The following is an 18,681-nucleotide window of genomic DNA, read 5'->3' as shown; positions in this document are numbered from 1 at the left end:
GATGATGCAACGCGACAAGCCCCGGGTTTCCCCGGGGCTCGCCAATTTTCGCGTTGGACGGACTTAGAAGTCCATGCCGCCCATGCCGCCGGCCGGCATCGCCGGAGCGGTTTCCTTCTTAGGGGCCTCGACGATCGTGGCTTCCGTCGTGATGACGAGGCTCGCGATCGAGGCGGCGTCCTGCAGCGCTGTGCGCACGACCTTGGTCGGGTCGATGATGCCGAGCTTCACGAGGTCGCCGTACTCGCCCTTCTGGGCGTCGAAGCCGTAGGCGTAGTCGGTCGCCTCCAGCAGCTTGCCGACCACCACGGCGCCGTCGCCGCCGGCGTTGTCGACGATCTGGCGCGCCGGAGCCTGAATTGCCTTGCGCACGATCTCGACGCCGGTCTTCTGGTCGCCATTCTCGGTTTTCACGCCGTCCAGCGCCTTGATGGCGCGCAGCAGCGCGACGCCGCCGCCGGGCGAAATGCCTTCCTCGACCGCCGCGCGGGTGGCGTTGAGGGCGTCGTCGACGCGGTCCTTCTTCTCCTTGACTTCGACTTCCGTCGCGCCGCCGACGCGGATCACCGCGACGCCGCCCGCGAGCTTGGCGAGACGCTCCTGGAGCTTCTCGCGGTCGTAGTCGGAGGTCGTCTCCTCGATCTGAGACTTGATCTGCGCGATGCGCGCCTCAATGTCCTTCTTGTCGCCGGCGCCGTCGATGATCGTGGTGTTCTCCTTCTCGATGCGCACGCGCTTCGCCTTGCCAAGCATGGGGAGCGTCACGTTCTCGAGCTTGATGCCGAGGTCTTCCGCGATCATCTGGCCGCCCGTGAGGATGGCGATGTCTTCGAGCATGGCCTTGCGGCGGTCGCCGAAGCCCGGCGCCTTCACGGCCGCGATCTTCAGGCCGCCGCGCAGCTTGTTGACGACGAGCGTGGCCAGCGCCTCGCCCTCGATGTCTTCGGCGACGATGACGAGCGGCTTGCCGGTCTGGACGACCGCCTCGAGAATCGGCAGCAGCGGCTGCAGCGTCGACAGCTTCTTCTCGTGGATGAGAATGTAAGCGTCGTCGAGCTCGGCGATCATCTTCTCGGCGTTGGTGATGAAGTAGGGCGAGAGATAGCCGCGATCGAACTGCATGCCCTCGACGATGTCCGTCTCGGTCTCGAGGCTCTTGGCCTCCTCGACCGTGATGACGCCCTCGTTGCCGACCTTCTGCATCGCCTTGGCGATCTCTTCTCCGATGAAGCGGTCGCCGTTCGCCGAGATGGTGCCGACCTGGGCGATCTCGTCGTTGGAGGTGACCTTCTTCGAGTGGGTCTTGAGGTCGGCGACGATGGCCTCGACGGCGAGGTCGATGCCGCGCTTCAGATCCATCGGGTTGAGCCCGGCGGCGACGGCCTTGGCGCCTTCCTTGGCGATGGCGGCGGCGAGGACGGTCGCGGTGGTGGTGCCGTCGCCGGCCGTGTCGTTCTGCTTGGAGGCGACTTCACGGACGAGCTGGGCGCCGAGATTCTCGAATTTGTCGGCCAGCTCGATCTCCTTGGCGACGGTGACGCCGTCCTTGGTGATTCGGGGCGCGCCGAAGCTCTTTTCAATGACGACGTTGCGGCCCTTGGGGCCCAGAGTCACTTTCACCGCATTGGCCAGAATGTCCACGCCGCGCAGAATGCGATCGCGGGCGTCGGTGGAGAAGCGTACGTCTTTGGCAGCCATTTGAAACTCCTGAGAAAATTGTAAGCGTTGGGGCGGTGTCGAGTTAGTCGACGATGCCCAAAATGTCGCTTTCCTTCATGATGAGCAGATCTTCGCCGTCGATCTTGACTTCGGTGCCGGACCATTTGCCGAAGAGCACGCGGTCGCCGGCCTTGACGTCCAGCGGATTGAGCTTGCCGTTCTCGTCGCGGGCGCCGGGGCCCACAGCCACGACCTTGCCCTCCTGGGGCTTTTCCTTGGCGGTGTCGGGGATGATGATGCCGCCCTTGGTCTTTTCCTCGCCTTCGATGCGCTTGACCACGACGCGGTCGTGCAGGGGACGGAACGCCATTGCAATGTCTTCCTTTTCTGCGCTTGGGGCGCATTGCTGCGCCCGCCGCAAGCCATAAGCGAAATGTGCTGGCACTCTCTAGCGACGAGTGCCAACAACGCGCCGGACATATGGCGGCGCGCGCCCGAAGTCAAGGCGATTGGATGTGGAAGCGAAACGCCCCCGATTGCCGCCGGCGGCGCGAGGCCTTACTAGGCGTCGCAAGGTCTCCTCGTCAGGGAGTGGCGCCTTGTCCGGCTGGAAGTCTCCGCGCGCCCTCGGGCTGTTCGCCGCGCTCGCCGCCGCGCTGCTCGACCAGGCGCACAAATACTGGATGCTTGACGTCTTCGGGATCGAGGCCCGGCAGCCGATTGCGCTCGCCCCCTTCCTCGACGTCGTTCTCTCCTGGAACTACGGCGTCTCCTATTCGCTGTTTCCGGCGCACGAGGGGTTTGCTCGCGCGGGGCTGCTCGCGGCGCAGGGCGTCATTGTCGCCGGGCTGACCTTCTGGATGACCCGCGCCCGCGACCGGCTGACGGCGCTCGCGCTCGGGCTCGTCATCGGCGGGGCGCTCGGCAACGCCGCCGACCGCCTGACGCGCGGCGCGGTGGCGGATTTCTTTTATCTTCACACGACGCTGCCGGTGGGGCCGCTCGCCAATTACGTCTTCAACGTCGCCGACGTCGCCATCACGGCGGGAGTCGCGCTGCTGCTCTACGAGAGCCTGTTCGCGCCCGCTTCCGCGCCCGAAGAGGGCGCGTGACTCCGCCTTCGCCACTAAATCGCCAACAAGTCGCGCACATGGTCTGTCGTTCGGGGCGCGCGGCGTCCCCGAAGGCCGTTCAGATCGCCCTGCGGGGCAGAGGAGTTGCACGCATGAAGCTCGCACGGTCGCGGCGCCACGCTCTGGGCGCGCTCGCTGGCCTCGCGGCGGCTTATGCCGCGCCGGCGCTGGCTTATGACGACAAATCGACCGTCAGCTCCGTGATGGAGCTGGTCGGGGTGTCCTCGGATCCCACCGCCAAGTCGATCGATTACAGCGAACGGCCAAAGCTCGTGCTGCCGCCGCGGATCGGCGACCTGCCGCCGCCCAAGGAGACGGCGGACCGGCCAGGCGGCTGGCCGTCGGGCGAGCCCGGCGAGCGCCGCCGCAATTCGGACCGCTACGCCAGGGTGCCAAACGCGCCCCCGCCGGAGAAAAATCCGGGCCTCCTCGAGCGCATTCGCGGCCCCAAGCCCGATTACGCGCCTGGCACGGACGACGAACCCGGTTTCCTCCAGCGCGCGCTCAACGCTGGCGCCCGCACCAGCGGACCGGTGCTGGACGAGCCGAGCCGGCGCCTGCTCACCGAGCCGCCCTCGGGCTATCGCCGCCCGACGCAGGATCTGAGCAAGGTGCGCGACACGGACGCCAAGAAAACGAGCTGGTGGAACCCCTTGCGCTATGTCGGCGGCGAGGGGAGCGACAACGATCCCGTGGCGCAGCCCGGCGCCCGCATGCCTGCGGGGCAGGCCCAGAGCGGCGGCGGGGGGCTTTTGTCCAGTATGATGCCAAGCTTCCTCAAGGGCTCTGACAACTAGCGGATTTGGGCCTATATTGGGAGAAACCGTCTCCTGATTTGCGCGGCCGGGCGCCGCGGGAAAGGCCTGTTCATGACCTCGTCGCTCACGCCGCCGACCGTTTCGCTCACCCCGGGCGCGGCCGGCGGATCGGCGCGCGCCAGCGCCAATGTTTCGCATTTCAGACTGGACAACGGGCTGGAGATCGTCGTCATCCCGGACGCGCGCACGCCCGTCGTCACCCATATGATTTGGTACAAGAACGGCGCGGCGGACGATCCGATCGGGAAATCCGGCATCGCCCATTTCCTCGAACATCTGATGTTCAAGGGCACCAAAAACCATCCGCAGGGCGAGTTCTCCAATCTCGTCGCGGAACTTGGCGGCCAGGAGAACGCCTTCACGAGCTACGACTACACCGCCTATTTCCAGCGCATCGGCAAGGAGCATCTCGCCACGCTCATGGCCTTCGAGGCGGACCGGATGAGCAATCTGACGCTGACCGACGAGGTGGTGACGCCCGAGCGCGAGGTGGTGCTCGAGGAGCGCCGGATGCGCACCGACAACGATCCCGCCGCACAGCTCGACGAAGCCGTGCAGGCGGCGCTTTTCGCCCATCACCCCTACGGCACGCCGATCATCGGCTGGTATCACGAGATCGAGAGCCTGAGCCGCGAGGACGCGCTCGACTATTACAGCCGCTTCTACACGCCCGAAAACGCCATACTGATCGTCGCCGGCGACGTCGAAGCGGAGGAGGTTCTGCGTCTCGCCCAGGAGACCTACGGCCGCATCCCCGCGCGCGCCGAGCCGCCGCGCCGCGCCCGCACCAAGGAGCCGCCGCATCGCGCGCATCGGCTCGTGTCGCTCGCCGACGAGAAGGTCGAGCAGCCTGCGCATGAGCGCGTCTTTCTCGTGCCGTCCTACCGCACCGCCGCGCCCGGCGAGGCCGAGGCGCTGGAGACGCTCGCCTATATGCTCGGCGGCGGCGCGACCAGCGCCTTGTACGAAAAGCTCGTCGTGGAGGATAAGCTCGCGGTGGGCGCGGGCGCCTATTATCTCGGCTCGGCCGTGGACGACACGCGCCTGTGGGTCTATGCGACGCCGGCGCCCGGCGTCTCGCTCGAGGAACTCGACGAGGCGATCGACGGCGTGCTGAAACGCTTCGCCGAGACCCCCGTCGACCCCGCGCATCTCCAGCGCGCCAAGACGCGCCTCGTCGCGGACGCCATCTATGCGCAGGACAGCCAGGCCTCGCTCGCCCGCTGGTATGGCGAGGCGCTGGCCACGGGCCTCACCATCGAGGACGTCATCGCCTGGCCCGAGCGCATGGAGGCCGTGACCGCCGAGGACGTCTCCGCCGCCGCGCGCAAATGGCTCGACAAGCGCCGCGCCGTGACCGGCTTTCTGCTGCCAGCCGACGCCGCCTGAACCCTTCCGGGCCGGCGCCGCGTCGCCGGCCGTTCTCTTTTATCGGGACTTCCCCATGACCGCCCACGCCCCCGCCGTCTCCACGGCCTCCCGCGCCGAGCATGTGCAGCGGATCGTCACGCCCGGCGGCGTCACCGCCTGGCTCGTCGAGAGCTACGCCGTGCCGCTCGTCGCGCTCGAATTTTCGCTGCGCGGCGGCGCGGCGCAGGATCCGGCCGACAAGCCGGGCCTCGCCACGTTGCTCGCGGGCCTGCTCGACGAAGGCGCGGGCCACTATGACGCGCGCGGCTTTCATCGCGCGGTGGACGAACTCGCGATCCATCTGGGCTTCGGCGCCGACCGCGACGCGATCTCCGGCCATTTGCAGACGCTGTCGAAAAACGTCGACAAGGCGTTCGCGCTGCTGCGGCTCGCGCTCACCGAGGCGCATCTCGCGGAGGCCGACGTCGCGCGCGTGCGCAGCCAGCTCGTCGCGGAACTGAAGCGCGACGCCAACGACCCCGACGCCATGGCGGCGAAGGCCTTTCGCGAGGCCGCTTTCCCGGGTCATCCCTATGGCCGCCCGGCGCGCGGGGATCTCGCCTCGATGGACACGCTTTCGCGCCCCGATCTCGTGGCCTTGCGCGAGCGGCTGTTTTCGAGAAAGGATCTCCACATCGCCGTCGTGGGCGCGATCGACGCGCGGACGCTGTCGGGTCTTCTAGACGAAACCTTCGGGCCGCTCGAGGCGCGAAACGATCTCGCGCCCGTCCCGGCGACGACCATCGCCGGGGTCGGGTCGCGCCGGCTGGTCGACCTCGACATTCCCCAGACGACGATCCGTTTCGGGCGCCCCGGCGTCGCCAAGCGCGATCCCGATTACTTCGCCGTCGTCGTCGCCAACCACATTCTCGGCGGCGGCACGTTCACCGCGCGGCTCTTCCGCGAGGTGCGCGAGAAGCGCGGCATGGCCTACAGCGTCTATTCGCAGCTCAACGAATACGAACAGTGCCCGATGCTGATCGGCGCCGCCGCCACCAAGAACGAGCGCGCCGGCGAGGCCCTGCGCGTGATCGAGGAGGAAGTCCGCCGCTTCGCCGAGGAGGGCCCGACCGAGGACGAACTCGACAAGGCCAAGAAGTTCCTCATCGGCTCCTACGCCCTGCGCTTCGACACCTCGACCAAAATCGCGAGCCAGCTCGTGCATTTGCAGCAGGACGGCTTCGAGCCGAGCTATCTCGACGAGCGCAACGGCGAGATCGCCGCCGTGGGTCTGGAGGACTGCAAGCGCGCGGCGAAGAAGCTCTTCGGCGACGGCAAGCTGCTGGTGACGATGGTGGGACGGCCCGAGGGGGTGTGAGGGGAGAGTCGGGATTGTCGCACCAGTATGGCGGAGATGTTGAGTATCGATCATTCAATGCTTTGGAAAGCTATGCTTGTGGTCAACGATCGCGCCCCAGGGCTCAGGGCGTGTCCGCCCGAAAGCTGTCCTGCTGAATGGGGGGCAAGATGGCTGCCATCAAAGCACTTGTGAAGCGGGAATTGCTGAGGTGGGCTCGGAGCCGCGCTAAGGTGGGCCCTGAAGATGCAGGAAAAGCAGCGCATGTTTCGGTTGAACGCCTAATTGCTTGGGAAAGCGACCACGAGGAAGATACCCCTACGGTTGGTCAACTCCGCGCTTTAGCATTAGAGTTGCATTATATCATTACAGTTGCATTATATTTGGAGTTCTGACTCGATGGGACGCCATGATTCGGCAAGGGGATCATGGGATGTCGGGAGCTTCGATCGAAACGACGCTGGAGTTGTGGGCGTCGTCTCTGCGTGACGTGAAGCGTCGGATGCGGCCTCTGTTCACGCAGGAGCGCGTGGCGCGATTGGCGGAGCGCTTTCTGGACGGGTTGCTGGGCGAAGAGCGGCGCAAGACGGGCTGGATGCGCGCCGAAGCGGCGGGCGATCCGGGACCGTGGCGGCGGCAGGCAATTCTGGGTCGCGCGCGCTGGAGCGCGGATGGGCTGCGCGACATTGTGCGCGATTATGCGCTCGAAGCCTTGGCGGACGAAGATGCGGTTCTCCTTGTCGACGAGACGGGGTTTCTGAAGCAGGGTAAGGCCTCCTGCGGCGTCGCACGGCAATATACAGGCTCAGCGGGGAAGATCGCGAATTGCCAGATCGGCGTTTTCGCGTGCTGCGCCACAGAGCGCGGCCATGCGTTCATCGACCGCGAGCTTTATCCGCCCAAGAGCTGGACCGAGGATAAAGCGCGCATGGCCAAGGCGCATATTCCGCAGGAGATCGTCGACAGCGCGTCTGGCGGCTTTGCGACCAAGCCGGCGCTGGCGCTCGCTATGATCGAAAGAGCGATCAAAGCGAAGGTCCCATTCTCCTTCGTAGCGGCCGACACAGTCTAGGGCGTCGGCGATATCGAAATGGCCTTGCGGCGCGCTGGCAAAGGCTACGTGCTGGGCGTCAAATCCAACGAGCCGTTCCACTCCTGGGGCAAGTCGAAATTGATTTCGGGCGCAGCCAAAGAAATTGCGGACGGCTTGCCGGCCTCCGCCTGGCGCCGGCTCTCGGCGGGCGCGGGCGCCGAAACGGCAGTCTCCGGTGGATTTCCGCGTCCCGAGGAGACGCCGCAGGCGGCGTCTCATCCGTGACACAAAAATGCGGCTGATCGTCAGGGCGTCTCCGGGACCGTCGCAACCCGGGCCGCGACAGCGTCGGCCGAAACCGATCGGAAACATGCCGTCGGAAAGCGCACGATAGACTGAAGTTCTTGGCGCGGGGCGCGCGCCGACAAGCTTGGGGCTGTTTTGTCGCGGGCCGCTTCGGATCCGAACCAGGCTCTTCAGAGACAGGAGGGAAAATGAGTGCGGAACCGCACAGCCGTCCGGCGGCGCTGGTCCATTTTCTGCACAAATATTTGATCTGGCTGATTATTATTTCCTATTTCGCGGCGGCGCTCCTCCCTCAGTTCGGTCTCTGGATCCGCAAGGCGGATTTGGGGCTCGCGCACACGCCCTTCGGCGACATCAAACTCGCCTTGCCGCCGGTCATGCTCGCCGCGCTGCTCTTCAATGCGGGACTTGGCGTTTCGATAAAAGAACTCGCGAGCGCCGGCCGCAAGGCGCCGATGATCTTCCTCGGCCTTCTTGGAAACCTCGCCGCGCCGCTCGCCATGATTTTCGGGGTCAGCGTCACGATGACTCTCTGGCACAATCCGGAGGAGGCGCAGCAGCTGCTGGTGGGGCTTGCGCTCGTCGCGGCGATGCCGATCGCGGGCGCATCCACCGCCTGGGCTCAAAACGCGAGCGGAAGCCTTGTCCTCAGCCTCGGCCTTGTCTTGGTCACGACCCTGTTCAGTCCCCTGACGACCCCTCTCGTTCTTCACACGGTCGGATTCCTGACGGCAGGCGACTATTCGGAGGACTTGCATGAATTGGCTTCCGGCGAAGCCATGTCTTTTCTCGGCGCCTGGGTCATCCTGCCGTCCCTGTCGGGGATCGCCTTCCGCGCCTTTCTGGGAGATCGCCTTTATGGGCGCATGCTCCCTTATGTGAAGCTTTTCAACTTTCTGGTCCTGGTCACCCTGAATTATTCGAACGCGACTCTTGTTTTGCCGGAGGTCGTATCCGCGCCGGACCGCGATTTTCTCTTCATCGCGGCCGCCGTCGTCGCGCTGCTGTGCATTGCGGGATTTGGCGGGGGCCTTCTGGTCGCGAGGCTGATGAAGGCGAACCGCTCGGAAACGGCCTCTCTCATGTTTGGTCTTGGCATGAACAACAACGGCTCCGGTCTTGTTCTCGCGTCGGTCGCGCTGGCGGATCACCCGCGGGTGATGCTTCCGATCATTTTTTACAATCTCGTCCAGCACTTGTTCGCGTCGACCGTCGACGCCGGCCTGATGCGGTTCGGCGGCCGAAAGGCCGCAGCCGCCGAAAGGGGCCATTGATCAGCCAAGGCGAAGGAATGCAGATGGGTCAATTCAACTCCTGGCGGCTCTGGGCTCTTCTTTCGGCCGTCTTCGCGGCGCTGACGGCCATCTTCGCCAAGATTGGCGTTGAAAACGTCAATTCGGATTTTGCAACTTTCGTTCGCACGATCGTCATCCTGTGCGCGCTCGCCGCATTCCTTTTCGCCACCGGCCAATGGCAACCGCCCGGGTCAATCTCTGGACGCACCTATTTCTTCCTGCTCCTGTCGGGACTCGCGACCGGCGCCTCCTGGGTCTGCTATTTTCGCGCGTTGAAGCTCGGCGACGCGGCAAAAGTCGCGCCGATCGACAAGTTGAGCGTCGTGTTCGTGGCGATATTCGGGGCGCTCATCCTCGGAGAACGCCTCTCTCCTAGAAACTGGTTCGGGATCTGCCTCATCGCCGCTGGCGCCGTTTTTGTCGCCTACAAGAGCTGACGGAGAGCGGAATCGCGGGCGCGCGGACAGGCCGGCGCTTCAATCCTCCGAGAGCCGCGTCTTGCCTGGCCCGTGCGGCTCGATGAGCGCGCCGAAGTCGTGCGGCTCCTTGCGGGCGCGGCGCAGCGCGGCCTCGAGGAAGACCGTGAAGGCGTCGATGTCGGCCTCATGGGTGCGGTGATTGATGATCGCCGCGCGAATGGCCGGGACGCCGTCGAGAATAGTGAGCGAGGGGGCCGCCTCGCCGCGCTCGTGCAGCTCCATCACGATCTCGCGGGCGAGCGAGCCGTCGGCGTCGCCCTTCACCCCGAAGCAGACGATATTGAGCCCGACCGGCGCGCGCATGACGAAACTGTCGGACTTTTCGATCCAGCCTTCGAGCCGCTTCGCCATGCGGCAGCATTGCTCGATGCAGTCCGCGAGCTTCTTCGTCCCGTAGGTCTCGATCGTGATCCAGGCCTTGAGCGCGCGAAAGCCGCGCGAGAGGTCCGGGCCGAGGTCGCAGGGCCAGGTGTCGCCCGCCGCGAGGCCGCGCGGGGCGCGCGAGAGATAGGCGGCGTTGGCCGCGAAAGCGCGCTTGTGGGCCGCAGGGTCACGCACGAGGAAGAAGCCCGCGTCATAGGGCACATGCAGCCATTTGTGGAAATCGAAGGCGATGGAGTCCGCCCGCTCCAGCCCCTTCACCAAAGGCTTGAGCTGCGGCGAGAGCGCGGCGAGCGCCCCGAAGGCGCCGTCGACGTGAAACCAGAGATCTTCCGTATGGGCCACGTCCGCGAGCCGGTCCAGCGGATCGACCGCGCCCGTATCCACCGTGCCCGCCGTTCCCACCACAAGAAAGGGCCGGAAGCCCGCCGCGCGGTCGGCGGAAATGGCGTGGCGCAGATAGCTGATCTTCATCCGCCGGTTCTCGTCCGACGGGATGAGCCGCAGATGCCGCGCCCCGAGTCCGGCGAGCTCCATCGCCTGCCGCACGCAATTGTGCGCCTCGCGCGAGGCGTAGGCGATAAGCTGGCCCTCGCGCGCGCAAAGCCCGTTGAGCCGAACGTCCTTGTCGCCATAGGCCTGATCGCGCGCGACAAGCAGCGAAAGGAAATTCGCCATCGACGTGCCGGTGACGAAAATGCCGGAAGCGTCCTGCGGGAAGCCGAAGACCTGCGCCATCCATTTGGCGATCTGGCGCTCGACGTCGATCGCGATATGGTTGCGGCCGCCGCAATTGGAGTTCATTCCGGCGGCGAGCATCTCCGCGATCATGCCGACCGGCGTGCCGGCGCCCTGCACCCAGCCCATGAACATGGGATGAATATTGCCGGTGGCGAAAGGCTTGATGTAACGGTCGAAATCCGCGAGCACGGCGGAGAGGTCGCGGCCCTGCGCGGGCAGGTCGCGGTCGAAGCGGGCGCGCGCCTCCTCGCTCGGCGGAACCCAGACCGGGCGTTCGCGCAGGCCGCGCAGATAGTCGATCATGAGATCGAGCGCGCGATGGCTCTCGGCGCGAAAGGCGTCCCAGTCCTCGGGGTCGAGATCGACCGGCTTGGTCATGTCGCGGCGCTCACGCGCCCTACTCGCGGCGCAAAGGCGGTCAGATGAGGCATACGCCGCGCGTCTCCCGGCGGTTCACACCGCTAGCCAATAGCCGCCTTTGCCGGGTCCGCGCAACCGTCCGGGGCGAATGCGACGCTGACCGCGCCCACGCCCTCGATCGTCCCCTCCGCCCGGTCGCCCGGCCGCATGGCGCCGACGCCGGGCGGCGTGCCGGTGAAGATGAGGTCGCCCGGCGCGAGCGCGACATGGCGCGACAGTTCGGCGATGATCTGCGGCAGGCTCCAGATCATGTCGGCAAGGTCGCCCTGCTGGCGCGGCGCGCCATTGACGGAAAGCGCGATGCGGCCGCGCGCCGGATGGCCGATCTCGGCCGCCGGCCGGAGAGCGCCAATGGGCGCCGAATTGTCGAAGCCCTTGGACATGTCCCAGGGCCGCCCGGCGTTGCGCGCGGCCGTCTGCATGTCCCGGCGCGTGAGGTCGATCCCCGCCGCATAGCCGTACACGCAGTCGAGCGCCCGCTCCGGCGCAATGTCCGCGCCGCCCGCGCGCAGCGCCGCGACGAGTTCGATCTCGTGATGGAGGTTGCCGGTGAGGCTCGGAAAGGGAATCGCCGTCCCGCTCGCGACGATCGCGTCGCCCGGCTTGGCGAAGAAGAAGGGCGGCTCGGCGCCGGGCTCCTTGCCCATCTCGCGCGCATGCTCCGCGTAGTTGAGCGCCACACAGAAAATGCGCCGCACCGGAAAGCGCCGAGTCTCGCCGGCGACGGCGATCGAGGGGAGCGGCGGCGGGGGAATGACGAAGGCGGGATACTGCATGGCGACACGCCATGGGGCCGCCGACGCCAAAAATCAAACGATTTTTCGGGGAGCGCCGGCGCCGCACTGTCGGCCGCTATTTTTCTCGCGCTTCGGCGCCTTCCTCGGGCCTCCGGCTCGTTCTGATCGGCAGCAGCATGTTGAGCAGATCGAACCAGAAAGCGGCTCCGAACACCATCGCTATGGCGGTGAGCGTCCATCCGGCGATATGCAGCGCGATCCTTTCGCGATCGAAGGTTTTGAAATCCGCCAGGGCCGCGTCCGTCCAGCCGATCGGCGCGTGGATTTCATCCAGCCGATTGAGATATTTTTCGATCTCCTTTTTGATTTCTCCGTCATCCGTCCCGGTAGGCGCCCCGCCGCTCTCCGGCCGCGGGTCTTTTTTCTCTTCCCAAAATTTAATCGCGTCGCTCAGCGCTTGGTCTCTAAATTGATCCGAGACATACAACTCTTTGACGACATCCACGGCGTTCATATTGAGCGCCATGGCGACGAACAGCCCGATGCCGAAGAGATAAGCCTGGGTATTTCTCTTGTAGCGTCCTTGCGTCCGCTCCACCGAGGCCTCGAACCAATCGCCGAGATTGTTTTTCGCCTTCTCGAAATCCTCGCCGGCGTCGTCGAGCGCCCATAGAAACGCCTTCCGTAACCGGGGACTGGGGACGAGCGCTTTTTTGTCAGGGTCTCCCTTCACCCTGAAATCGGACTTGGCGACGGCTTCACGCAAAGCCTTGAATTGTTTATTTTTATCATCGGCTTCGTCCGGCTTGGGCGTTGGGGTCTCCTCGCCCGCCACGATGTCCTTCATCACCGCAAACAGCGCGTCTTGAAAAGTTTTTCTGTCGATGTAGGCAGGCAGTCTGGCCTTCCGCGGCGCTGGAGACTTAGCGCCGGATCGGTCCTCTTCCAAAATCGGCGCGCGATAATCTCCCTTGAATTGCGAATAAATCAATGGATGATCATAAAAACGGAGAAGTATGCTTTTTTCTTTTGTTTGGCCGCTCTGGTTCTTTTGCCTGGAGATCGTCTCCATCGGCGTGGGATCGTCCAGCATTTCTCTAAGAGTTTGTTCGAGCAATTTCCCGCGCGTGCCGAGCCAGGAATCGATCAGCTCCCTGACGCCGGAACAGACGAGGCTCGCGAGAGTGAAAAAAAAGCAAGTTCCAATAACCACATCGAACATTTTGAAGCTCATGGCGGCAAACCTCCGAAAATTGGGCTTCCGGCGCACAAACATGGAAACGCCACGCGTTGCGAACCGCCGCCCCAACTGAGGCTCTACAGGATAATGCGCTCTCTCCGAGTCGCAATGAGATTTTGAAACCTTGTTCAAGAAAGCTGTCCAGCCCGGGTTGCAGCGCTGGATCCGGTCGCGCGGGGGGGGGGGCGCCGCCGCCAGATATGCGAATCTCTCTAAAGTGCGCATATCGGATATGGATTGCCGCCCGCGGACTTGGCTATGTTTTCCGCATGCCGTTCCCGGACGAGGAAATTTTTGGAGAGGCGCTGGAGCGCGGGCAGTTCGGGCTCGCGATTTTCGACGAGCGCCTTATCGTCGCAAACCGCCTCGGATCGCTGTGCGACTGGCTGCCGCCCGCCGGAAAGCCCGCCTGCGACGCGCCGCTGCTGATGCACATGGAAGGAAACCTGGAGAACTTGCGAGAGAGGGGCGGAGAGATGGTTCTGCCCTCGGTGCGCGCGTGGGCCGGCGCGCCGCGCGTCACCGTTTCGATCTCCTGGAACGCGCGCGCGCGGGTCTTCGTCGCCGTCACCGCGCCGGACCACGCCGGCGAGCAGATCGACCGGCTGATGGCCTCGGACCGGCGCGAAAGACAGATTTTGCGGCAACAGGCGGACGCCGCGGCGGCGCGGCTGCGCGTCGCCGACGCGCTCTACCGCGACATCGTCGAAGCCTCCGCCGATCTCGTGCTGCGCTTCCGGCCCGATTGCAAGATCGTTTTCGTCAACCGCGCGGCCGCGGCCTTTTTCGGCCGTCCGCAGGATGCGTTGATCGGCGAGGCGCTCGACAGGCTTTTTCCAGCGCCGGACAATTCCCCCTGCCGCCTGGGCGCGGCGGCCGACGGCGCCGCCTCATTCGAAATGGCGGCGCGCGACGCGCGGGGCCGCGCCGTCTGGCTCGCCTGGGAGGTGCGCTTCCTCGACGACGAGGCGGGCGGCGAATTTCAGGCCGTGGCGCGCGACGTGACCGCCGAGCGGCGGCTGCGGGTCGAACGCGAAAGGGCGCAGGAGGAGGCGCGCGCCGCCGCCGTCGCGAACGAGAGGATGCGCATCGCGCACGAACTGCACGATACGCTGGTGCGCTCGATTGTGACGATGATCGCCGAAGCGCGGCTCATCGCGAAGACGACGGGAGACCCGCAGACCAGGGCGGCCCTCGCGGCGCTCGACGCGCAGGCGCGGCAGGGCTTGTGGGAAGCGCGCGACGCCATCGCGCAAACCCGCGCGGCGCGGCGCGAGGAAAAGGACTTGCGCGCCATTGCGGCCGAATTTGCGCAGAGATGGGGGGAGTTGGCGGTGACGCTCGACATGACGGGGTTCGACGTCCTGCCGGACGCGACCGAGCGGCTGTTCGGCGCCGTCCTGCGGGAGGCGCTGCGCAACGTCGAACTCCATTCCGGCGCGCGACGCGTGCGCGTGACGCTGCGAACCGGCGAGGGCGGCGCGGAGCTGGTCGTCGAGGACGACGGCTGCGGTTTCGATCCGCAGGCGCCGGCGCCGGGCCATTTCGGCGTGACGGGGATGCGCGAACGCGCGCAGCTCGCCGGGGCAGGTTTCGAGATCGACAGCGCGCCGGGAGGCGGAACGCGAGTGCGGGTGACCGCGCCGGCGGCAAACGGCGCGGATCAGGCGAAATCGGCGGGATCGTAGCTGCGGTAGGTCGCGCAGAACTCGCAGGTGACGCCGATGCGGCCGTCGTCGCCCACCATGTCGGCGCGCTCCTGCGGCGTGAAGCTTTTCAGCAGGCGCTCGATCCGCGCCGAGGAGCAACGGCAGAATTCCTCGACCGCGCGCTCGCCGAACACCTTCACGCCCCGCTCATGGAAGAGCCGGAACAGCAGACGCTCGCCCGACAGCGCAGGATCGACGAGCTCATGGTCTTCGAGCGTGCCGGCGAGGGCCTGTCCTTCCGCCCAGGCGTCGTCCTCCTCCGCGGCCTCCGCCTCCGATGGCGCGTCGCCGGGCGCGAGGTCGCGGACGCGGGCGCCCGCCGCGGGCAAATATTGCAGAAGCAGTCCGCCCGCCCGCCAGCTGCGGCCCCGCGCCGTGACGATCTCGCCGACCGCGAGCCGCACGAAGGAGGGAATTTGCTCGGACTGGCGGAAATACATATGCGCGGCTTCCGCGAGGCTTTCGCCCTCGAGCGGCACGACGCCCTGATAACGCGCGGCGTCCTCCTCGCGCTCGATGGTCAGCGCGAGATGGCCCCGCCCGAGCAGCGCCGCCGGCGCCGGATCGGCGATCTCGTCAAGACGCGCCGCGTCGAACCGCGCGAAGCCGCGTAGCTTGCCCGGCGCGTCGTAATCGACGACGAGCATGTCCACGGGGCCGTCGCTGCGCGTCTGGAGCTGGAAACGGCCGTGCGACTCAAGGATGGAGCCGAGCAGGGTCGCGAGCGCGATGGCCTCGCCCAGAAGGCGCGCGACACGCGGCGGATAATCGTAATGCTTCAGGATTGCGTCGACGGTCGGGCCGAGCCGCACGAGCCGCCCGCGCAGGTCGAGCGCCTCCACGGCGAAGGGCGTCGTCCGATCGTCCCTCGCTTCCGACGAGACCGGCCGGCTCGGCGCCTCCGCCATCAGGCGAGCCCCGGCGCGAGGCACCAGGCGAGCACGCCCTTTTGGGCATGGAGGCGGTTTTCAGCCTCGTCGAAGACGACCGACTGCGGCCCGTCCATCACCTCGTCCGTGACTTCCTCTCCGCGATGCGCGGGCAGGCAATGCATGAAGACGGCGTCCGGCGCCGCGGCGCGCATCAGCTTCGCGTCCACCTGATAGGGCGCCAGCGCCCGGCGGCGGAAATCCTCGTCCTTGTCGCCCATCGACACCCAGCAATCGGTGACGACGGCCGAGGCGCCAGCGACGGCCGCATAGGGATCGCGCGTCACATTCACCGCCGCGTCATTGGCCTTGGCCCAGTCGAGAAGGCTCTGCGGCGGCGCGAGCTCCGCCGGCGTCGCGACATTGATCGCGAATCCGAAGCGCGCGGCGGCGTGGACCCAACTCGCGAGCACGTTGTTCGAGTCCCCGACCCAGGCGATGGTTCGTCCCTCGATCGGGCCGACGCGCTCCTCGAAAGTGAGAACGTCCGCCATGATCTGGCAGGGATGCGAAAGCTTGGTCAGGCCGTTGATGACCGGCACGCCCGCGTGGCGCGCAAGCTCCGCGAGATCGTCGTGCGAGAGAATGCGGATCATGATGGCGTCGACGAAGCGCGACAGGACGCGCGCCGTGTCGGCGATGGTCTCGCCGCGGCCGATCTGCATTTCGGCGCCCGTGAGCATGATCGTCTCGCCTCCGAGGTCGCGCATGGCGACGTCGAAGGAGACGCGCGTGCGCGTCGACGGCTTGTCGAACACCATGGCGAGATATTTGCCGGCGAGCGGCCGCTCGCTTGGCGCCGCGCCCTTGACGCGTTTCGCCTTCAGGGATTTGGCGAGGCCGAGGATATGGCGCAGCTCCGCGCCCGAAAAATCCGACAGATCGAGAAAATGACGCGGCCGCGTCATGGAATGCGCGGTCATCAGGCCGCTCCCAATTGTTTGCCCGGAGCGGACAGGCGCTCGCAGGCCTTCGAGAGGCGCGCCGCCGCTTCGGCGATATGGCTTTCGTCGATGATGAGGGGCGGCAACAGGCGCACCACATTGTCGCCGGCGAGAACGGTGAGCAACCCTTCCGCGCGCGCGGCGGCGGCGAAATCGCCGTTTGGAACGCGCGTCTTGAGGCCGAACATCAACCCCTCGCCGCGCACCTCCTGAACGACGCCCGGATAGCGGTCCTCGATCTCCGCGAGACGCTGGCGCAGCAGCGCGCCGAGCGCGGCGACGCGCGCGAGAAATCCTTCCGACAGCACGACGTCGAGCACCGCGCCGCCGACGGTCGCCGCCAGCGGATTCCCGCCGAAGGTCGAGCCATGCGCGCCGAGCGTCATGCCCTTCGCGGCCTCGCGCGTCGCGAGACAGGCGCCGAGCGGGAAGCCGCCGCCGAGGCCCTTGGCGAGCGCCACGACGTCCGGCGCGACGCCGGAATGTTCGCAGGCGAGAAACTTGCCGGTCCGGCCGACGCCGCACTGGACTTCGTCCAGCGCGAGAAGCAGGCCGCGGGCGTCGCAGAGCGCGCGCAGCGCGACCAGGAAATCATTCGGAAAGACGCGCAATCCGCCCTCGCCCTGCACGGGCTCCAGCAGCACGCCGGCGGTCTCGTCCGAAATCGCCGCCTCGACCGCCTTGAGATCGGCGAAGGGAACCTGGTCGAAGCCCGTGACGGGCGGACCGAAGCCTTCGAGATATTTCGGGTTTCCGCCGGCGGCGATGGTCGCGAGCGTGCGGCCGTGAAAGGCGCCCTCGAAAGTAATCAGGCGATAGCGGTCGGGCTGGCCGTTCGCCGCATGATATTTGCGCACGGTCTTGATCGCGCATTCGACCGCCTCGGCGCCGGAATTGGCGAAGAACACGACGTCCGCGAAAGTCGCCTCGACGAGACGCTCGGCGAGGCGCTCGGCCTGCGGAATTCGGAACAGATTGGAGACGTGCCAGGGCTTTTCGGCGGCGGCCTTCAGCGCGGCGACGAGATGCGGATGCTCATGACCCAGCGACAGAACGGCCACGCCCGAGGCGAAGTCGAGATAGCGGTCGCCGTTCTCGGCGACGAGCCATGCGCCCTCGCCGTGCGAAAAGGCGATGTCGGCCCGCGCATAGGTCGGATACAGCGCAGAAGTCAAAACCATGCTCCAAGCGACAAGGACTCCGCCCGCCGCGGCCCGAGCCCAAAAACAAAGCGCCGCCCCTTTCAGGGCGGCCATTTGACACATGATTTTATGCGGGACGGCGCGTCCGGTCAAATCGCCGGAAACGGCGAAGCGATTGCGCGGCGCGGGCGAATTTGGCGCTTTTCCAGGGCAATTGCGAGGCGAGTGAGTCTTGCGCGCAACACCTGCGACGGAAAGCGGGGACAATCCCTGTTGAGAACGCCCCCTTTTGCTTGCCAGCGACTCTTGCGCATGATTCAACTGCTCCAGTAAATTTTCTCGTCGGCGCGGTCGCGTTCTTTCCGCGCGACGTCTCTCGAGTCTCGATGCGCGTCATATCGCCGCTGGCTTGCGCCAGTGCAGCGAGGGGCGGCTGATTCCGCCATGCGCGCTCGAACCGGCCGGTTGGAGGTCACACATGTCTTGGACCGATGAACGCGTCGAGCTGTTGCGTAAACTATGGAGCGACGGCCTCAGCGCGAGTCAGGTCGCTGCGGAACTTGGACCCGGCATCACGCGCAACGCCGTGATCGGGAAGATTCATCGTCTCGGATTGGCGGAGCGCGCCAAGACGGCGAGCGCGCCGCGTCCGCGCGCCGCCAAGACGGCGCCGCGTCCCGCCGCCCCCGCGCCCCGCGCGGCGGGACACGCCGTGCACGGCAATGTCGCGCTCGCATTCGCGCCGCAGGCGATGGTGGTCGCGCGCGCGGTTCCCGAGGAGGAAGTCGTCATTCCGATGACGGAGCGCGTGACCCTGATGGAGTTGCGCGAGTCCATGTGCCGCTGGCCAATGGGCGATCCGACGTCGCCGGAATTCCGCTTCTGCGGCGGCAAGTCGCCGATCGGCGGCGGCCCCTATTGCGCCCATCACGCCCGCATCGCCTATCAGCCGGCGCAAGACCGCCGCCGCGCGCGCGAGCAGCTCAGGGCCCCGCGCTACGCGTGACG

The 18,681-nt window shown here is 66.3% G+C and carries 17 protein-coding genes and 1 pseudogene; 10 read left to right on the top strand and 8 right to left on the bottom strand.

The window, feature by feature from the left end; all coding sequences use genetic code 11:
* Positions 1-63: 63 nt before the first annotated feature.
* On the bottom strand, positions 64-1,698 hold the full coding sequence (gene groL / locus ACV959_RS01755; RefSeq protein ID WP_475738218.1) for a chaperonin GroEL: 1,635 nt from the start codon (positions 1,696-1,698) through the stop codon (positions 64-66).
* A 43-nt stretch (positions 1,699-1,741) separates the two neighbouring features.
* Positions 1,742-2,029 carry a co-chaperone GroES gene (gene groES / locus ACV959_RS01750; protein WP_475738217.1) on the bottom strand — a complete coding sequence of 96 codons (288 nt, stop codon included), beginning with the start codon at positions 2,027-2,029 and terminating at the stop codon, positions 1,742-1,744.
* Positions 2,030-2,258: 229 nt separating this feature from the next.
* Here groES and lspA point away from each other — a divergent pair, with 229 nt between their 5' ends.
* From lspA to ACV959_RS01710, 8 genes and pseudogenes are all read left to right on the top strand, one after another.
* Positions 2,259-2,771 (top strand): signal peptidase II, encoded by a 513-nt coding sequence (lspA, locus tag ACV959_RS01745; RefSeq protein WP_475738216.1) that lies wholly within the window; start codon positions 2,259-2,261, stop codon positions 2,769-2,771.
* A gap of 113 nt (positions 2,772-2,884) precedes the next feature.
* Positions 2,885-3,589 carry a hypothetical protein gene (locus ACV959_RS01740; protein ID WP_475738215.1) on the top strand — a complete coding sequence of 235 codons (705 nt, stop codon included), beginning with the start codon at positions 2,885-2,887 and terminating at the stop codon, positions 3,587-3,589.
* 72 nt (positions 3,590-3,661) lie between these two features.
* Complete coding sequence (locus ACV959_RS01735) at positions 3,662-4,999, top strand: M16 family metallopeptidase (RefSeq protein WP_475738214.1); 1,338 nt, start codon at positions 3,662-3,664, stop codon at positions 4,997-4,999.
* Between the two features lie 55 nt (positions 5,000-5,054).
* Positions 5,055-6,338 carry a M16 family metallopeptidase gene (locus tag ACV959_RS01730; protein WP_475738213.1) on the top strand — a complete coding sequence of 428 codons (1,284 nt, stop codon included), beginning with the start codon at positions 5,055-5,057 and terminating at the stop codon, positions 6,336-6,338.
* A 149-nt stretch (positions 6,339-6,487) separates the two neighbouring features.
* A complete protein-coding gene (locus ACV959_RS01725) occupies positions 6,488-6,712 on the top strand; it encodes a hypothetical protein (RefSeq protein WP_475738212.1) in 225 nt (74 codons plus the stop codon).
* A 38-nt stretch (positions 6,713-6,750) separates the two neighbouring features.
* Positions 6,751-7,578: pseudogene (locus ACV959_RS01720) on the top strand (IS701 family transposase); the annotation flags it as partial.
* 266 nt (positions 7,579-7,844) lie between these two features.
* Positions 7,845-8,930 carry a bile acid:sodium symporter family protein gene (locus ACV959_RS01715; protein WP_475738211.1) on the top strand — a complete coding sequence of 362 codons (1,086 nt, stop codon included), beginning with the start codon at positions 7,845-7,847 and terminating at the stop codon, positions 8,928-8,930.
* A 23-nt stretch (positions 8,931-8,953) separates the two neighbouring features.
* The gene (locus ACV959_RS01710; protein WP_475738210.1) at positions 8,954-9,388 is read left to right on the top strand and encodes an EamA family transporter; all 435 of its coding nucleotides are present in this window, start codon (positions 8,954-8,956) and stop codon (positions 9,386-9,388) included.
* Between the two features lie 39 nt (positions 9,389-9,427).
* Here the strand turns inward: ACV959_RS01710 and ACV959_RS01705 are convergent, their stop codons facing one another.
* From ACV959_RS01705 to ACV959_RS01695, 3 genes are all read right to left on the bottom strand, one after another.
* Positions 9,428-10,930: a pyridoxal phosphate-dependent decarboxylase family protein gene (locus tag ACV959_RS01705; protein ID WP_475738209.1), complete on the bottom strand. Its 1,503-nt coding sequence runs from the start codon at positions 10,928-10,930 to the stop codon at positions 9,428-9,430.
* 83 nt (positions 10,931-11,013) lie between these two features.
* Positions 11,014-11,748 carry a fumarylacetoacetate hydrolase family protein gene (locus ACV959_RS01700; RefSeq protein ID WP_475738208.1) on the bottom strand — a complete coding sequence of 245 codons (735 nt, stop codon included), beginning with the start codon at positions 11,746-11,748 and terminating at the stop codon, positions 11,014-11,016.
* A 76-nt stretch (positions 11,749-11,824) separates the two neighbouring features.
* On the bottom strand, positions 11,825-12,943 hold the full coding sequence (locus ACV959_RS01695; protein ID WP_475738207.1) for a hypothetical protein: 1,119 nt from the start codon (positions 12,941-12,943) through the stop codon (positions 11,825-11,827).
* A 275-nt stretch (positions 12,944-13,218) separates the two neighbouring features.
* Here ACV959_RS01695 and ACV959_RS01690 point away from each other — a divergent pair, with 275 nt between their 5' ends.
* Positions 13,219-14,637, top strand: a complete 1,419-nt coding sequence (locus ACV959_RS01690) for a sensor histidine kinase (RefSeq protein WP_475738206.1) — start codon at positions 13,219-13,221, stop codon at positions 14,635-14,637.
* Here the strand turns inward: ACV959_RS01690 and ACV959_RS01685 are convergent.
* The 3 genes from ACV959_RS01685 to ACV959_RS01675 are packed head-to-tail and all read right to left on the bottom strand — an operon-like array spanning position 14,613 to position 17,706.
* Positions 14,613-15,566: an Hsp33 family molecular chaperone gene (locus ACV959_RS01685; protein WP_475738205.1), complete on the bottom strand. Its 954-nt coding sequence runs from the start codon at positions 15,564-15,566 to the stop codon at positions 14,613-14,615. The genes ACV959_RS01690 and ACV959_RS01685 overlap by 25 nt on opposite strands.
* The gene (argF, locus tag ACV959_RS01680) at positions 15,566-16,510 is read right to left on the bottom strand and encodes an ornithine carbamoyltransferase (protein WP_475738204.1); all 945 of its coding nucleotides are present in this window, start codon (positions 16,508-16,510) and stop codon (positions 15,566-15,568) included. The genes ACV959_RS01685 and argF overlap by 1 nt, the downstream gene beginning before the upstream one ends.
* Positions 16,510-17,706 carry an acetylornithine transaminase gene (locus tag ACV959_RS01675; RefSeq protein WP_475738203.1) on the bottom strand — a complete coding sequence of 399 codons (1,197 nt, stop codon included), beginning with the start codon at positions 17,704-17,706 and terminating at the stop codon, positions 16,510-16,512. Before ACV959_RS01675 ends, argF begins: the two co-directional genes overlap by 1 nt.
* A gap of 445 nt (positions 17,707-18,151) precedes the next feature.
* Between ACV959_RS01675 and ACV959_RS01670 the strand changes: the two genes are divergently transcribed.
* Positions 18,152-18,679 (top strand): GcrA family cell cycle regulator, encoded by a 528-nt coding sequence (locus ACV959_RS01670; RefSeq protein WP_475738202.1) that lies wholly within the window; start codon positions 18,152-18,154, stop codon positions 18,677-18,679.
* Positions 18,680-18,681 lie beyond the last annotated feature (2 nt).

It is taken from the genome of Methylocystis sp. Se48 (assembly GCF_056269425.1).
The sequence above is the reverse complement of the archived record's forward strand: the minus strand, read 5'-3'. Positions and strand labels throughout refer to the sequence as shown.

Bases quoted from the DNA above. Each gene is read 5' to 3' on its own strand.
- groL (WP_475738218.1), bottom strand. From the start codon at position 1,698: ATGGCTGCCAAAGACGTACGCTTCTCCACCGACGCCCGCGATCGCATT.
- groES (WP_475738217.1), bottom strand. From the start codon at position 2,029: ATGGCGTTCCGTCCCCTGCACGACCGCGTCGTGGTCAAGCGCATCGAA.
- ACV959_RS01740 (WP_475738215.1), top strand. From the start codon at position 2,885: ATGAAGCTCGCACGGTCGCGGCGCCACGCTCTGGGCGCGCTCGCTGGC.
- ACV959_RS01735 (WP_475738214.1), top strand. From the start codon at position 3,662: ATGACCTCGTCGCTCACGCCGCCGACCGTTTCGCTCACCCCGGGCGCG.
- ACV959_RS01730 (WP_475738213.1), top strand. From the start codon at position 5,055: ATGACCGCCCACGCCCCCGCCGTCTCCACGGCCTCCCGCGCCGAGCAT.
- ACV959_RS01725 (WP_475738212.1), top strand. From the start codon at position 6,488: ATGGCTGCCATCAAAGCACTTGTGAAGCGGGAATTGCTGAGGTGGGCT.
- ACV959_RS01715 (WP_475738211.1), top strand. From the start codon at position 7,845: ATGAGTGCGGAACCGCACAGCCGTCCGGCGGCGCTGGTCCATTTTCTG.
- ACV959_RS01710 (WP_475738210.1), top strand. From the start codon at position 8,954: ATGGGTCAATTCAACTCCTGGCGGCTCTGGGCTCTTCTTTCGGCCGTC.
- ACV959_RS01705 (WP_475738209.1), bottom strand. From the start codon at position 10,930: ATGACCAAGCCGGTCGATCTCGACCCCGAGGACTGGGACGCCTTTCGC.
- ACV959_RS01700 (WP_475738208.1), bottom strand. From the start codon at position 11,748: ATGCAGTATCCCGCCTTCGTCATTCCCCCGCCGCCGCTCCCCTCGATC.
- ACV959_RS01695 (WP_475738207.1), bottom strand. From the start codon at position 12,943: ATGAGCTTCAAAATGTTCGATGTGGTTATTGGAACTTGCTTTTTTTTC.
- ACV959_RS01690 (WP_475738206.1), top strand. From the start codon at position 13,219: ATGCCGTTCCCGGACGAGGAAATTTTTGGAGAGGCGCTGGAGCGCGGG.
- ACV959_RS01685 (WP_475738205.1), bottom strand. From the start codon at position 15,566: ATGGCGGAGGCGCCGAGCCGGCCGGTCTCGTCGGAAGCGAGGGACGAT.
- argF (WP_475738204.1), bottom strand. From the start codon at position 16,510: ATGACCGCGCATTCCATGACGCGGCCGCGTCATTTTCTCGATCTGTCG.
- ACV959_RS01670 (WP_475738202.1), top strand. From the start codon at position 18,152: ATGTCTTGGACCGATGAACGCGTCGAGCTGTTGCGTAAACTATGGAGC.